This is a genomic window from Sagittula salina (assembly GCF_017813235.1).
Lineage (GTDB): Bacteria > Pseudomonadota > Alphaproteobacteria > Rhodobacterales > Rhodobacteraceae > Sagittula > Sagittula salina.
This window is the reverse complement of sequence record NZ_JAGISH010000003.1, coordinates 155,797-170,011: the sequence shown is the minus strand read 5'-3', so window position 1 is coordinate 170,011 and position 14,215 is coordinate 155,797. Positions and strand designations below refer to the sequence as shown.

Annotated in this window: 14 protein-coding genes; 11 read left to right on the top strand and 3 right to left on the bottom strand. The window is 65.8% G+C overall.

Translation table 11 applies throughout. The features are described from left to right. Window positions 1–92 precede the first annotated feature (92 nt). The 8 genes from J5474_RS07030 to J5474_RS06995 all read left to right on the top strand — a co-directional run bounded on the left by J5474_RS07030 (window position 93) and on the right by J5474_RS06995 (window position 8,632). Window positions 93–425: a putative quinol monooxygenase gene (locus tag J5474_RS07030; protein ID WP_209360102.1), complete on the top strand. Its 333-nt coding sequence runs from the start codon at window positions 93–95 to the stop codon at window positions 423–425. Between the two features lie 261 nt (window positions 426–686). Further along, entirely contained in the window at window positions 687–1,439 is a 753-nt protein-coding gene (mtgA, locus tag J5474_RS07025; RefSeq protein ID WP_209360101.1) for a monofunctional biosynthetic peptidoglycan transglycosylase, read from the top strand. Between the two features lie 136 nt (window positions 1,440–1,575). After that, window positions 1,576–2,241, top strand: coding sequence for an FtsZ-binding protein FzlA (gene fzlA / locus J5474_RS07020; protein ID WP_209360100.1), 666 nt, complete (start codon window positions 1,576–1,578; stop codon window positions 2,239–2,241). 129 nt (window positions 2,242–2,370) lie between these two features. Next, entirely contained in the window at window positions 2,371–3,447 is a 1,077-nt protein-coding gene (queG, locus tag J5474_RS07015) for a tRNA epoxyqueuosine(34) reductase QueG (RefSeq protein ID WP_209360099.1), read from the top strand. Window positions 3,448–3,849: 402 nt separating this feature from the next. Beyond that, window positions 3,850–4,308 carry a peptide-methionine (R)-S-oxide reductase MsrB gene (msrB, locus tag J5474_RS07010; protein ID WP_209360098.1) on the top strand — a complete coding sequence of 153 codons (459 nt, stop codon included), beginning with the start codon at window positions 3,850–3,852 and terminating at the stop codon, window positions 4,306–4,308. Then, window positions 4,309–4,815 carry a peptide-methionine (S)-S-oxide reductase MsrA gene (gene msrA, locus J5474_RS07005; protein WP_209360097.1) on the top strand — a complete coding sequence of 169 codons (507 nt, stop codon included), beginning with the start codon at window positions 4,309–4,311 and terminating at the stop codon, window positions 4,813–4,815. Window positions 4,816–4,911: 96 nt separating this feature from the next. Continuing rightward, window positions 4,912–6,498 (top strand): methyl-accepting chemotaxis protein, encoded by a 1,587-nt coding sequence (locus J5474_RS07000; protein ID WP_209360096.1) that lies wholly within the window; start codon window positions 4,912–4,914, stop codon window positions 6,496–6,498. 109 nt (window positions 6,499–6,607) lie between these two features. After that, entirely contained in the window at window positions 6,608–8,632 is a 2,025-nt protein-coding gene (locus tag J5474_RS06995) for an NADPH-dependent 2,4-dienoyl-CoA reductase (RefSeq protein ID WP_209360095.1), read from the top strand. Window positions 8,633–9,437: 805 nt separating this feature from the next. Here the strand turns inward: J5474_RS06995 and J5474_RS06990 are convergent. Both J5474_RS06990 and J5474_RS06985 read right to left on the bottom strand, forming a co-directional pair. After that, window positions 9,438–10,067, bottom strand: a complete 630-nt coding sequence (locus J5474_RS06990; RefSeq protein ID WP_209360094.1) for an RsmD family RNA methyltransferase — start codon at window positions 10,065–10,067, stop codon at window positions 9,438–9,440. After that, a complete protein-coding gene (locus tag J5474_RS06985) occupies window positions 10,064–11,281 on the bottom strand; it encodes an NAD(P)/FAD-dependent oxidoreductase (RefSeq protein WP_209360093.1) in 1,218 nt (405 codons plus the stop codon). Before J5474_RS06985 ends, J5474_RS06990 begins: the two co-directional genes overlap by 4 nt. A gap of 116 nt (window positions 11,282–11,397) precedes the next feature. Here J5474_RS06985 and J5474_RS06980 point away from each other — a divergent pair, with 116 nt between their 5' ends. Next, window positions 11,398–11,886 (top strand): peroxiredoxin, encoded by a 489-nt coding sequence (locus tag J5474_RS06980; RefSeq protein WP_209360092.1) that lies wholly within the window; start codon window positions 11,398–11,400, stop codon window positions 11,884–11,886. A gap of 178 nt (window positions 11,887–12,064) precedes the next feature. On the opposite strand, the gene rpsU is transcribed toward J5474_RS06980, so the two are convergent. Next, window positions 12,065–12,271, bottom strand: coding sequence for a 30S ribosomal protein S21 (gene rpsU / locus J5474_RS06975; protein WP_009806335.1), 207 nt, complete (start codon window positions 12,269–12,271; stop codon window positions 12,065–12,067). Window positions 12,272–12,398: 127 nt separating this feature from the next. Here rpsU and J5474_RS06970 point away from each other — a divergent pair, with 127 nt between their 5' ends. Together J5474_RS06970 and J5474_RS06965 are read left to right on the top strand one after the other, a co-directional pair. After that, a complete protein-coding gene (locus tag J5474_RS06970) occupies window positions 12,399–13,076 on the top strand; it encodes a COQ9 family protein (protein ID WP_209360091.1) in 678 nt (225 codons plus the stop codon). 74 nt (window positions 13,077–13,150) lie between these two features. Beyond that, entirely contained in the window at window positions 13,151–14,128 is a 978-nt protein-coding gene (locus J5474_RS06965; protein ID WP_209360090.1) for an NAD(P)H-quinone oxidoreductase, read from the top strand. The last annotated feature ends 87 nt before the right edge of the window (window positions 14,129–14,215 follow it).

Below are 14,215 nucleotides of genomic sequence, written 5' to 3'. Positions count from 1 at the left end.
GTGTCTGATGCGAGGTAAGGACCTCAAGGCTTGAAATGGTTGCGCGCTCCGGGGATGCTTGGGGCGCGCATTTTTCTTTTGGAGGATTTGAGATGATCGAATTGACCGGGGAATTGATCTGTTACGGCCCGGAGGCGGACACGGTTCGGCAATACCTGCCCGATCATGTGGCCCTGACGCGGGCAGAGTCGGGCTGCATCCTGTTCGACGTGCAGCCCGTGGGGGGCGGCATCTGGACGGTGCACGAACAGTTCGAGGACAGGGCCACCTTCGAGGCGCATCAGGCACGGACGCAAGCCAGCCCTTGGGGGCAGGCGACGGCGGGCATTCTGCGACGATACGATGTGCGTGAAGTGGAGCCACCGCCGGAGGAGCAGCCGATGCCCGAGCATGTCCACGAACCGCCACCTGACCCGGCCATGTGAACGGGGCGCGATTCAGGCGTGACTTGTCGGCTGTGCCTGCCTTTGCACCGTGCACCGCAATTCCGCTCCGATTGCATCCGCCCAGCATCCGATTGCCCGGTCATAAAGAGATTGTTCGCAATTCGGACGGTATACCAAGGGCCACGAAGAACTTGACAATGATCTCTCAGTCTCACGTGACGAGGCGGCTCTGTTCGATGACGGACCGTGCCGCCTCGATTTGTACTCGCGTCCCGGCGCACATCATGTGAGAGAGGGGCCATGGCTGGATCTAGGGCGAAACCGGCGCGCAAGACCGCGCGCAAGGCAGGCAAGGGCAATGCAGGACCGTCTCCGCGCAAGCGGTTGCGGCGGCTGGCCCTGAAGGGAGTTTTGGGGGTGGCGGGCTTCGTCGTTCTGGCAGTGGCGCTTTTTTCGGTGGTGAACCCGCCCAGCACCCACACGATATGGTCCGAGAAACAGCGGCTGGGGCATCTCGCCCGGACATGGGTCGATATCGAGGCCGTGGCCCCGGCCATGGCACGGTCCGTCGTCGCGGCGGAGGACGCCAATTTCTGCGAACACTGGGGGTTCGACATGGATGCGATCCGCGCGGCGATTGCCGATGGTTCGGAACGCGGCGGGTCGACGATCAGCCAGCAGGTGGTGAAAAACGTCTACCTCTGGCAGGATCGGTCCTGGGTCAGGAAGGCGCTGGAGGCGGGGCTGACCCCGCTGGTGGAGGCCATGTGGTCGAAGCGCCGGATCCTCGAAGTCTATCTCAACGTTGCGGAATTCGACGAGGGTGTGTTCGGCATCGACGCGGCCAGCTGGCACTACTTCGGCGTGGCGCCGGGCGATCTGAGCGCACGGCAGGCGGCGCTTCTGGCTGCCGTGCTGCCCTCCCCCAAGACGCGGGACGCCGCGCATCCGGACAAGGCCCTGAACCGCCGTGCAAGGGCGATTCAGGACGGCGCGGCTACCATCGCCGCGGACGGGCGCGCCGCCTGTTTCGAGACCGGGAAGGCCGGCTGAGCCCCCCTTCGGCCGGGGACCGCTTGTGTTCACAGTGCTATCAGGGCGCAATCGGGACACGCGGGCATGGTGCGGTGGCTTGAACCCGGTGTGTGATCGGAGGTAGGACGGGGCATCGTCACGCATCGGGATTTTCATGGCAAAGCTGTATCACGTGCCGCTCTCTCCGTTCTGCCGCAAGGTGCGTCTGAGCCTCGGGGAGAAGCGGATCGAATGCGAATTGGTGGAGGAGCGGTACTGGGAGCAGGATCCGGACTTCCTGCGCCGCAACCCCGCGGCCAAGGTGCCGGTGCTGCGCATGGACGGCAAGACCATGGCAGAATCAGCGGCCATCTGCGAGTGGATCGAGGAGAAGTATCCCGAACCCGCCCTGCTGCCGCGGTCAGCCGACGGGCGCTACGAGGTGCGCCGACTGGTCAGCTGGTTCGACGACAAGTTCCATCATGAGGTGACCTCAAAGCTGCTGTACGAGCGGGTCAACAAGAAGGTCATGAAGGCCGGGTTCCCGGATTCCGGCAACGTGAAGGCGGGCGCGAAGGCGATCAAGTATCACCTCGATTACCTGGCCTGGCTGCTGGAGCACCGCCGCTGGCTGGCAGGTGACGCCATGACACTGGCGGATTTCGCCGCCGCCGCGCATCTGTCGGCGCTGGATTATATCTCGGATGTGGACTGGAACCGCTCCGAAACGGTCAAGGACTGGTACGCGAAGATCAAGTCGCGCCCGGCATTCCGGTCGATCCTGGCTGATCAGGTGCCGGGTTTCCCGCCGCCAGCGCATTATGCGGATCTCGACTTCTGAGCCGGGGCGCCCGCCTGGTGGCGCGCGGATGATTTTCCTGCGAAAAATCGATGGGGGCGCTGCCCCCTCCGTGGCTGCGGCCAATTCACCCCCGGAGATATTTGACCCAGGCAGAAGCAGGGGCGCGGTTTGACGGATTTGACCACAGCGTTGAAACGCCAGGCGGAGGTCACGGGGTTCTCGGAGGCGCGGGTGTGCCGCCCCTCCGATGTGCCGCAGGTGGCGGCGCGGCTCGCGGCCTTTGTCGAGGCTGGGCGTCACGGGCAGATGGCGTGGATGGCGGAGCGCATGGGGTGGCGCGGCGATCCGCAGGCGCTCTGGCCTGAAGCACGGTCGGTGGTGATGCTGGCGGAGAACTACGGCCCGGAGGCCGATCCGCTGGCGGTTCTGTCCGAACGGGAGCGCGGCGCGGTCAGCGTCTACGCGCAGGGCCGCGATTACCATGACGTTGTGAAGAAGAAGCTCAAGCGGCTCGGGCGATGGCTGATTGAGGCTGCGGGGGCCGAACCGGTGGGGCCAGAACCAGACCGGGGCGCGCCCGGGATCAAGGTCTTTGTCGATACCGCGCCAGTGATGGAAAAGCCGCTGGGTCAGGCGGCTGGACTGGGCTGGCAGGGCAAGCACACCAACCTTGTCAGTCGGCGGCTTGGCTCCTGGTTCTTCCTTGGCTGCATCTTCACCACGCTGGAGCTGGAGGTGGATCCGCCGGAGGTGGACCACTGCGGGTCCTGCCGCAAATGTCTGGATATCTGCCCGACGAACGCCTTTCCGGCGCCCTACCAGCTGGATGCGCGGCGCTGCATTTCCTATCTGACCATCGAACACCGCGGCCCGGTGGACGAGGATCTCCGGTCGGGGCTTGGCAACCGCATCTATGGCTGTGACGATTGTCTCGCGGTCTGCCCATGGAACAAGTTCGCTCGCCGCGCGGAAGAGGTGAAGTATGCGAGCAGGGTCGGCGCGCCGCCTCTGGCGGAGCTGGCGGTGCTGGACGATGCGGGATTCCGCGCGCGGTTTTCCGGCAGCCCGATCAAGCGCATCGGTCGCGACCGCATGGTGCGCAATGTGCTTTATGCCATAGGGAACTCCGGCGTGCCGGCGCTTTTTCCCGTGGCGCAGGGGCTGTGTGAGGACGCCGACGAGGCGGTGTCGGACGCGGCGCGCTGGGCCGTGGCGCGGCTGTCACAATCCACGCGTCGGGAATGAAATCGGGCGACGCCGGGTCAATCGGAGGCTTGCATACTATACGAAAGCGTGATGGAGTCGGAGCGTGCCGAGTGGGGGACGTGCTGCCAACACACAATCACTCAGCGACGGTTGACAGGTAACCGCCTGGCGGTTGCCCGACGGGCGGCGCGCGTTGCGTTGTCTCGGAGGGAGGGTTTGACGGGCGCAGAGCTGCCATCTCCGCGCCCGAGGCGACTTTGCGTGTTCTTGGGAGAATTGCGGTCGTCACCCGCCTGTTACATCGCAGCCCAGACCGCATCACGCAACCCGAACCACGTCATCGTGTGCGATGTTTCGCCAAGGCTTTGCTTATCGGCAACAGGCCCCATATCCTGTGCGACACCCGAAATTGCGCCCGCGCGGCGCGTACAGGAGGCAAGCATGTCCGAAAATCCGGTAAAATTCGAACGCAGGCCTGAGGTTATCGAGGCCCTGACACCGGAGCAATACCGCATCACACAGGAGAACGGGACCGAGAGGCCCGGCACAGGGGAATACCTCGGAAACAAGGCGGTCGGGCTATATGTCGACGTCGTCTCCGGCGAGCCGCTCTTTGCCAGCGCGGCGAAATACGAGTCCGGTTGCGGCTGGCCCAGCTTTGTGAAGCCGGTGGAGCCGGAGAATGTCGTTGAATTGCGCGACGTGAGTCATGGCATGGTCCGCACGGAGGTGCGGTCGCGCCACGGTGACAGCCACCTCGGCCACGTCTTCCCGGACGGGCCGGCGGATCGCGGCGGGTTGCGCTACTGCATCAATTCGGCGGCGTTGCGCTTCATCCCGAAAGAGGAGATGGAGGCGGAAGGCTTTGGCGCCTACCTTTCCCAGGTGGAGGATATCTGAATGACTGAGCGCGCTGTACTGGCGGGGGGCTGTTTTTGGGGCATGGAGGAGCTGATCCGCAAGCTGCCCGGGGTGGAGGAGACCCGCGTGGGCTATACCGGCGGAGACGTGGAGAACGCGACCTACCGCAACCACGGCACCCATGCGGAAGGGATCGAGATCCTGTTCGACCAGGCGAAGACGTCCTATAGGAAGCTTCTCGAATTCTTCTTCCAGATCCACGATCCGACCACGGCGAACCGGCAGGGCAACGACCTCGGGATGAGCTACCGCTCAGCCATCTACTACGTCGACGAGGCGCAGCGCCAGACGGCACTGGAAACCATCGCCGACGTGGAGGCGTCGGGTCGCTGGCCCGGCAAGGTGGTCACAGAGGTGGAGCCCGTGGGTCCTTTCTGGGAGGCGGAGCCGGAGCACCAGAACTATCTGCAACGGCTGCCAAATGGTTACACTTGTCACTTTCCCCGCCCGGATTGGGTGTTGGAGCGCCGTGACGCGGCCGAGTGAATTTTATCTTTAAGTCCGCAGAAAGATTCGCGGTCTAACTCCGTTCTGGCCCGTTCCCATCCGGGGGCGGGTCTGCCTGTATACGGAGCACGTCGCATGTCCGCAAACCAGTCGAACCGCAACCTTGCATTCAATGCAATGCTGCTGGTGGCTCCCTTCCCTGCTTTCGTCGCCTGGTTTGCCGGGAATTCCTTGATGATCCCTGTGGCAGGTACGCTGGCGCTGTTGTTGCTGGGCTTCGTGGCCAAACGGATGCACAATTCGCTGGCGGAATACGCGCTGGTGGCGGCGATGACCGGGCTGCCGATGCTGGCGACGGCCTCTGCCACGGGGCACGGCTGGCAGATCGATATGCACATGCTGTTCTTTGCCACGCTGGCGACGGTTTCCTCGTTGCCCCGGGTTTCGCTGGTGGTCTGGGCGGCGGGACTGACGGCGGTGCATCACCTGGGCTTTACCGTCTTTCTGCCCGGCCTCGTCTATCCTTCGACCGATCTCACGCTGAACCTTGAACGGACGGTGGTCCACGCGGTCATCGTGGTGATCGAGGCGGGCGTTCTGGTGACGCGGATCTGGAGCCGCAACCGCATGATGGCGCAGCTGGAGACGGCGGCAGAGGAGCAGACCCGCCAGACGCAGGCCGCCGCCGCCGCAGAGGCGCAGGCTCATGACGCAGAGCGGCAGGCCAACGAGGTTGTCGATCTCCTGCGCTCACGGCTGGAACGTCTGGCCGACCGCGACCTGACCTGCTTTATTTCTCAGCGCCTCGAAGGGCAGTACGAGGCGATGCGCGGGGATTTCAACCGCGCGGTGGAAACGCTGCGCGACGCCATCGCGGAAACGAATTCCGCCGCGCAGACCTTCCACCACGAGGCGGCGGAACTGACGTCCTCCACCACTGACCTGTCGCATCGGGGGGAGGCGCAAGCCTACGAACTGGCGCAAACCAGTTCCACCTTCAACTCCATGACGGAGGCTGTGCGCTCGACCGCGCAGATGGCCGGAGAGGCGAGCCAGGCCGCTCAGGAGGCCAACAACCGGGCGGAACGCTCGCGCGAAATCACCGGCCGTGCAATGGAGGCAATGCGTTCGATCGAGACCTCATCGAACGAGATCGCCCGCATCATCGACCTGATCGACGATATCTCCTTCCAGACCAACCTTCTGGCATTGAACGCCGGGGTGGAAGCGAGCCGCGCCGGCGCCTCGGGCAAAGGTTTTGCCGTCGTCGCCATGGAGGTGCAGCAACTTGCGCAACGCACGGCGGAGGCGGCCAGCGGCATCCGTGATCTCATCGTGGATTCCGAAGACCGGGTGGCCGAAGGGGTCGAGCTGGTCTCCGGGGCCATTGCCTCGCTGGAGGAGATCCGCAGCGAAGTGGGGCGGGTGACCGGCTACAACAAGGAAATCAGCTCCAAATCGGCAGAGCAGAGCGACGCGCTGGAGGCATTGACGCGCACCATGAGTGCTATCGACGGCAACACCCAGTCGAACGCCGCGATGAGCGAGGAGCTCGCAGCGATGTCAGACCGTATCGCGCGCGCGGCACAGGATCTGGCAAAGAGGATGGAGAACTTCAAGGTCGCGGGGCAAGCCGAGGTCGAGGGCGACGAGGTCGATTGGGTCATTAAGGAAACGACCGCGAAGAACGAAGCTGGGGGCGAGGGGCGCAACGTGGCGTGACCCCTTCTCCGAACTGGCGTTCGGGTCCCGGGGTTTCTGACGTGACGTAGGCCGGTGACAAGGTCAGGTCTATGGTGTGTGCTGCCGCCTTACAGAGGGAGGCCTACACATGACCGAATACCCGCATCTGCTGCATCCGTTAGACTTGGGGTTCACCACGCTCAAGAACCGCGTTCTGATGGGTTCCATGCACACCAATCTCGAGGAGCGTGGAGACTGGAACCGGGTGGCGGAGTTCTACGCCACGCGGGCGCGCGGCGGGGTGGGCCTGATGGTGACCGGCGGTATGGCACCGAATAGCGAGGGCGGTGTTTTTCCCGGGGCGGCGGGGCTGTTCTCGGCCGAGGATATCTCCAACCACAGGATGGTAACGGATCGGGTGCACGCGGGTGGCGGAAAAATCGCCATGCAAATCCTGCACGCGGGGCGCTACGCTTACGGGCCCGATTGCGTGGCGCCGAGTGCGATCAAGTCGCCGATCTCTCCCTTCAAGCCCACCGAACTGGACGAGGCCGGGATCGAGAAACAGATCGCCGACATCGCCACCGCCGCCGCCCGAGCCCGGGAGGCGGGGTACGACGGCGTCGAGGTTATGGGGTCCGAGGGCTACTTCCTGAACCAGTTCCTCGTGACCCATACCAACCGGCGCGAGGACCGCTGGGGTGCTTCCTACGAAAACCGGATGCGCCTCCCGGTGGAGGTGATGAAGCGGGTGCGCACGGCAGTGGGCGACGATTTCATCGTCATTTTCCGGCTTTCGATGATCGACCTCGTGCCGAACGGTTCCACGCACGAGGAGGTTGTCCACCTGGCGCAGGCGATCGAGGCGGCCGGTGCGTCCATCATCAATACCGGCATCGGCTGGCACGAAGCGCGGGTTCCGACCATCGCGACCAGCGTCCCGCGCGCGGCCTTTGCCTGGGTGACGAAAAAACTTATGGGGAAGGTCGGCATACCACTGATCTGCTCCAACCGGATCAATACGCCCGAGGTCGCGGAGCAGGTGCTGGCAGAGGGCTGCGCCGACATGGTGTCTTTGGCGCGGCCGTTCCTTGCCGACCCGGACTTCGTCAACAAGGCGGCGTCCGGGCGCGCCGATCTGATTGCGCCCTGCATCGCCTGCAACCAGGCCTGCCTGGACCATACCTTTGCCGGGAAGGTATCGTCCTGCCTGGTGAACCCGAAAGCGGGTTTCGAAACCGAGCTGGTCGTCGCCCCGGCGGCAGAAACGCAGGCTGTGGCGGTCGTGGGGGCAGGACCGGCAGGCATGGCGGCGGCGCTCACGGCGGCGGAGCGCGGCCACAGGGTGACTCTCTTTGATCGTGAGGGAGAGGTGGGAGGCCAATTGAACATGGCCAAACAGGTGCCGGGCAAGGAGGAATTCCACGGTCTGGTGGACTGGTTCGCGGCCTCGTTAAAGGAGGCGGGCGTGGCGCTGCGCCTCGGGGTGGAGGCAACCGTGGAGGATCTGGGCGGCTTCGACGCGGTGATTGTGGCGACAGGGGTGGTCCCGCGCGATCCGGGCATACCGGGGCAGGATCACCCTTCGGTCCTGGGCTATGTCGATGTCCTGAGAGGGCGCGCCCAGGCGGGTCCCCGGGTGGCGGTGATCGGCGCCGGGGGGATCGGGTTTGACGTGTCGGAATTCCTCGTGACCGGAGATAGCCCGACGGAGCACTTGCCGGATTGGATGCGGGAATGGGGCATCACCGATCCGGCCCTGGCCCGTGCCGGGCTGGCACCCGAGGGGCCGCGCCCGGAGCCGGCCGTCCGCGAGGTCGTGATGCTGCAGAGGAAGGCCGAGAAGCCGGGCAAGCGGCTGGGCAAGACCACCGGCTGGATCCACCGGGCTTCGCTCCAGATGAAAGCGGTCGAGATGCGGGCCGGGGTGAATTACGAGCGGATCGACGACGCGGGGCTTCACGTCTCCTATGGGGAGGCGCGGGAGCGACCCGAGGTGATCGCCTGCGACACGGTGGTGCTCTGCGCGGGGCAGGTCAGCGAGCGGTCCCTCGCGGACCGGCTGGAGGCGGCCGGGATCGCCTGCCACGTGATCGGAGGCGCCGACGTGGCGGCCGAACTCGACGCCAAGCGGGCCATCGATCAGGGCGTGAGGCTGGCGGCCGCCCTGTGATTGTCCCATGCTGGGACAGGATCGTGGTGCTTGTCTTTCAATGGGTTAGGCTTGGCCATTCAGGGTTTGGCAAGTTTTTCGGCGGATGGGGCTTTGGTTCCTCGGTCAGCTGAGGGCGTCCCGCTTTGGGAGGGACGTACTCCTGTGGCGCGCTGCGCGACAAGGTGAGAGTGGTCCCCGTCGCGCTGGTGCGGCAGTGTGAGAGTATGGGCGCTGCCCCGGCCGCGGGGGATCGGGCGGAGAAGCGCGTGAAGCGCGACAGGGTGAAAACGAAGGGGTCCAGCTCTGCCGTTGGCTGCAGCGCCCCCGGATGAGACAACGCGTCAAGCCGGGCATTCGAAACACCATCCTGACGCCGCCCCGGTTCGAAAGGGAGCAGGGGGCGGTGCCCGGCCGTTAGTTGTTGAATCTTCCGAATTTTTCGAACTGGAGGCGTCAGTCTCGCAATCTATCACGCGGAGGTTCGAAAGGGAGCAGGGGGCGCTGCCCCCGTCCGCCGATGGCGGACTCCCCCGCGGTATTTGAACCAAGGAGAAACCGGCGCGTGCGCGTGTCCCTGTCGTTTGCGTGGACCGGTTTGTCCCTGCGGAAGGCGAGGTTTGGCGGGGCGGGTCTTGCCGCGCGGCAGGGTTGCGGCGTGGTCCGGTCTGGCTGTCAGGGGCCGCTTTGAGGCTGAGGACGCAGAAGCTGTGCGGGGCGATTTCGCAACCCATGTTTCGTTGGTTCGAAAGCGGAGCGGGCGCGCTGCCCCTGCGGTATTTTTGAACCAAAGAAGCGGGGTCGGGCGGGGCTGCGGGGTTGGGGCTCAGGGGGCGCGGAGGAGGGTCACGTGGGTGTCGCCGTAACGCCGGGCATCGAGGAGGGTGAAGCCTTCGGGTGCGGGCTGGGGGGTGCTTTCTTCCCAGACGATGAGGGCCTGTGGCGTGAGCCAGCCCTGCGCCCTCGCGGAGGCTATGGCGCGGGCTCCCAGGCCCTTGCCGTAGGGTGGGTCGAGAAAGACGAGGCTGGCGGGCGGAGTGGTCGCGGGCCGCGCCGGCAGGCGGGTGGCGTCGCAGGTCAGCAGCGCGGCATAGGCGTGCCCGTTCAGCAGGTCGAGGTTTTCACGCACGAGGCGCGCGCCGGTGCGGCCGCTTTCGACGAAGGTGCAGAAGTCGGCCCCGCGGGACAGGGCCTCCAGCCCCAGGGCGCCGGTGCCGGCGAAGAGGTCGAGCACGGTGGCGCCGTCGAAAGGGTCGCCGCTGCCCGCGGGGGCGTTCGGGGATGATCCGTCCAAGGCTGGCCCGTCCTGAATTTTCCGGTCGAAGCGGCCCCCGGCGAGCATGGAAAACAGCGATTCGCGCACGCGGTCGGTTGTCGGGCGCAGGTGCGCGCCCGGATCGCCCTTGCCCACCGCGGCGAGGCGGCGGCCGCGCCAGTCTCCGGCGATGATCCTCACGCTTTCAGCAGGGTCTTCAGGTTGGTCGCCGGGTCGGAAACGGCGGATTTCTCGGGAGATTTGCCCGCCTCGATCAGGCGTTTGCCGACCATGTAGGCGCGCGAGTCGTTCATCGCGTCCACGGCGAGCAGCGTGTCGCCCTTGAAGTACCAGTGCGACAGGGTTTCGCCCTCCGTGCGGGTGACGATATTGTCATAGCCGGTGTTCAGCCCGGCAATCTGCAATTTCACGTCGTACTGGTCGGACCAGAACCACGGCTTTGCCTTGTAGCCGCGTTCGGCGCCCATGATGTTGTCGGCCACCAGTTCGCCCATGTCGATGGCATTGCCGACGGATTCCAGCCGGATGCGACCATCGCTCACGAGGCCCGCGTACGGGAAGGAGGCGCAGTCGCCCGCCGCCCAGATTGCCGGGTCGGAGGTGCGGCCGTGGCTGTCGACGCTGATGCCGTTGCGGATTTCGAGACCGGCTGCATCGGCCAGATCGGTGGCGGGGGTGATGCCGACGCCGACGATGACGAAATCGACCTCCAGTGTGCTGCCGTCGGCCAGTTCGGCGCCGGTCACACGGGTGTCGCCGATCAGGCGGGTGAGGCCGGTGCCTTCGCGCAGGTCGACGCCGTGGGATTTGTGCAGGGCGCGGAACCGTGCGGAGGTTTCCGGGGCGGCGACACGTTGCAGGATGCGGTCGGCGGCCTCGACCAGCGTGACGGTCAGGCCGAGCTTGGCGCAGACGGCAGCGGCCTCCAGCCCGATGTAGCCGCCGCCCACAACCAGAACGCGCGCGCCGGGCTGGCAGGCCGGGCACATGCGGTCGACATCGGCCAGCGTACGCACGGTGTAGACGCCGTCGAGCGCGCCGCCGATGGCCGCGGGCAGATGGCGCGGCAGGGAGCCGGTGCAAAGCACGAGGTGGTCGTAGTCGAAGGTCTGGCCCTCCGCCACGACCCTGCGCTCGGGGCGGTCGATGGCTATGGCGCGGGCGTTCACATGCAGGTCGATGCCGTTCTCGGGGTAGTAGCTGGCGGGGCGGAGGTAGAGGCGGTCTTCCTCCATTTCGCCCAGCAGGTAGGCCTTGGACAGGGGGGGGCGCTGGTAGGGCGGGACGGGTTCGTCGCCCAGCAGGGTGATGGTGCCTTCGAAGCCCCTGGAGCGCAGTCGCGCCACCAGCGATGCGGCGGCCTGACCGGCGCCCACGACAACGACCTTGCTCATTGGCCCTCTCCCTGATCCTGTTGGCGCTGACCCGCGTGGGCGTGCGGCCTGTTTATCACTGCGGGGCACACTATGTAGCGGGCACGGGAAACGCAATTCCAAGGAGGGACGCGCAAATGGCGATTTCAAAGGGTGACAGGCTGCCGGAGGCAACGCTGTTGCGGATCGGCGAAAACGGGCCCGAAGGGGTGGAGACCGGCGATCTGGCGAAAGGGCGCAAGCTGGTGATCTTTGCGCTGCCGGGCGCCTACACGGGGACCTGCACGAACGCGCATGTGCCGTCGTTCATCCAGACGAAGGATGCCTTTGCCGAGAAGGGCGTCGACGAGATCCTCTGTGTTTCGGTCAACGATCCTTTCGTGATGGACGCGTGGTCGCGCCATACCGGCGCGGACAAGGCGGGGATCGGTTTCCTGGCCGACCCGGAGGGCGTGTTCACCAAGGCGATGGGGATGGAGTTTTCCGCCCCGCCGGCGGGCCTGATCGGACGATCCAAGCGCTACGCCATGATCGTCGAGGACGGCACGGTGACAGCGCTGGCGGCAGAGGAAAGCCCCGGCGTCTGCACCACCTCCTGCGGTGAGGCGATGCTGGAACTGGCATGACGGCGGGGGCGGGGTTGATGGCCCCGCCCTTTTTCAGATGTTCAGGGGAGCGTGGGTTTCAGGGGCTGCCCGACGGCCTCCAAAGAGGCTGCCCGACGGCCCCCAAAGACGACAAACCCCCGAAGGCGGCTGCCCCGGGGGTCGTCTGAACGTATAGGTTCGGAAGCTGAAGCGATGCTTAAAGCAGCCCTTCGCGCTGAGCCTTTTTACGAGCCAGCTTGCGGGCGCGGCGAATCGCCTCGGCCTTTTCACGGGCTTTCTTGACGGACGGCTTCTCGAAATGTTGCTTGAGCTTCATTTCGCGGAAAACGCCTTCGCGCTGCAGCTTTTTCTTCAGGGCACGGAGCGCCTGATCGACATTGTTGTCGCGAACACTGACCTGCATGTGGTTGTCACCACCTTTCTAGGTTTGAGTTTCGGTCATTGCAGGAAGTGGCCCTATAGCAAGGTTCGGGCTATGTGTCCAGTGGACGACAGACAAGGCCCCGAGGGGGCCGGAAACGGAGGACGACATGCCCGATACCGCAGATCGATTGCTGGACGCCGCGCTGGCGCACGTGGCCTTTGACGGTTGGTCGGAGACCACGTTTCGCGCGGCGGTGACGGACGCGGAGGTGGACCCGACGGTGGCGCGCGCGCTGTTCCCGCGTGGCGCGGTGGATCTGGCCGCCGCCTACCACAGGCGCGGCGACGCGGAGATGGTGACGCGGCTGGCGGCGGCGGACCTGTCGGAGATGCGGTTCCGCGACCGGGTTGCCTTTGCCGTGCGGACGCGGATCGAGGCGGCAGACGACCGGGAGGCGGTGCGGCGGGGCACGGCGCTGTTCGCGTTGCCGCTGTATGCGGGGGACGGGGCAAAGCTGATCTGGGGCACGTCGGATGCGATCTGGACAGCGCTGGGCGACACATCGCGCGACGTGAACTGGTACACGAAGCGGATGACGCTGTCGGCGGTCTATTCCTCGGTGGTGCTGTACTGGCTGGGCGACGATTCCACCGGGCACGACGCGACCTGGTCCTTTCTTGACCGCCGGATCGAGGACGTGATGCGATTTGAAAAGTTCAAGGCCGGGGTGAGGCAGAACCGGCTTCTGTCGACGATGCTGGCCGGACCGATGAAGGTGATGGAGCGGGTGCGCGCGCCGGAAAGGCGCGACGATTTGCCGGGGGGCTCGGCGCCCCGGACCTGAGGCGCGGCCCCAGACAGGGCTTTCCCGCCGCGCCGTCCGGCCCTAGCTTGGCCCGACAGGAAAGGGAGGCAAACATGGCCGAGATGCGCGCGATCGAGATTACCCAGCCCGGAGGGCCGGAGGTGCTGAAGCCCTGCACCCGCCCGGTGCCGGAACCGGAGGCGGGGCAGGTCGTCATCAAGGTGGCCTATGCAGGCGTGAACCGCCCCGACGCGTTGCAGCGCGCGGGCAGCTACGCGCCGCCGCCCGGCGCGTCGGACCTGCCGGGGCTGGAATGCTCGGGCGAGGTGGTCGCGGTTGGCCCGGGCGTCGACTGGCCCAGGGCGGGCGATCAGGTGTGTGCGCTGCTGCCCGGTGGCGGCTACGCCGAATACGTCGCGACCCCGGCGGCGCATTGCCTGCCGGTGCCGCGGGGCATGGGCCTGAAGGAAGCGGCCTGCCTGCCGGAGACCTTCTTTACCGTGTGGTCCAACGTTTTCATGCGCGGCGGATTGCAGGCCGGAGAGCGGTTCCTGATCCACGGCGGATCGAGCGGGATCGGTACCACGGCGATCCAGCTTGCGCAGCACTTTGGCGCGCGGGTCTTTGTCACGGCAGGCAGCGCGGAGAAGTGCCAGGCCTGTCTCGACCTCGGGGCGGAACGGGCGATCAACTATCGCGAGGAGGATTTCGTCAAGGTGATGAAGGCCGAGGGCGGCGCCAACCTGATTCTGGACATGGTGGGCGGCGACTACATTTCCCGCAACGTGAAGACGTTGGCGGAGGACGGGCGTCTGGTGCAGATCGCCTTTCTTCAGGGACCGCAGGTGGAGCTGAACTTTGCCCTCGTGATGGTGAAGCGTCTGACGATCACCGGCAGCACCCTGCGCCCGCAAAGCGTGCTGGCCAAGGCGCGCATCGCGGACCAGTTGCGCGAACAGGTCTGGCCGCTGCTGGATGCCGGAAAGATCGCCCCGGTGATGGATTCCGAATTCCCGTTGGAGGAGGCCGCCGCCGCCCATGCACGGATGGAGGGATCTACCCATATCGGAAAGATCGTTCTTCGTGTATGATGGCTGTCCCACATGACGCGTCGGGGGGCGCGACCGGGTGCAGTTGGATACCGGAGGTGCGGGAGGAGGGACGGGCGCGTACCCCGG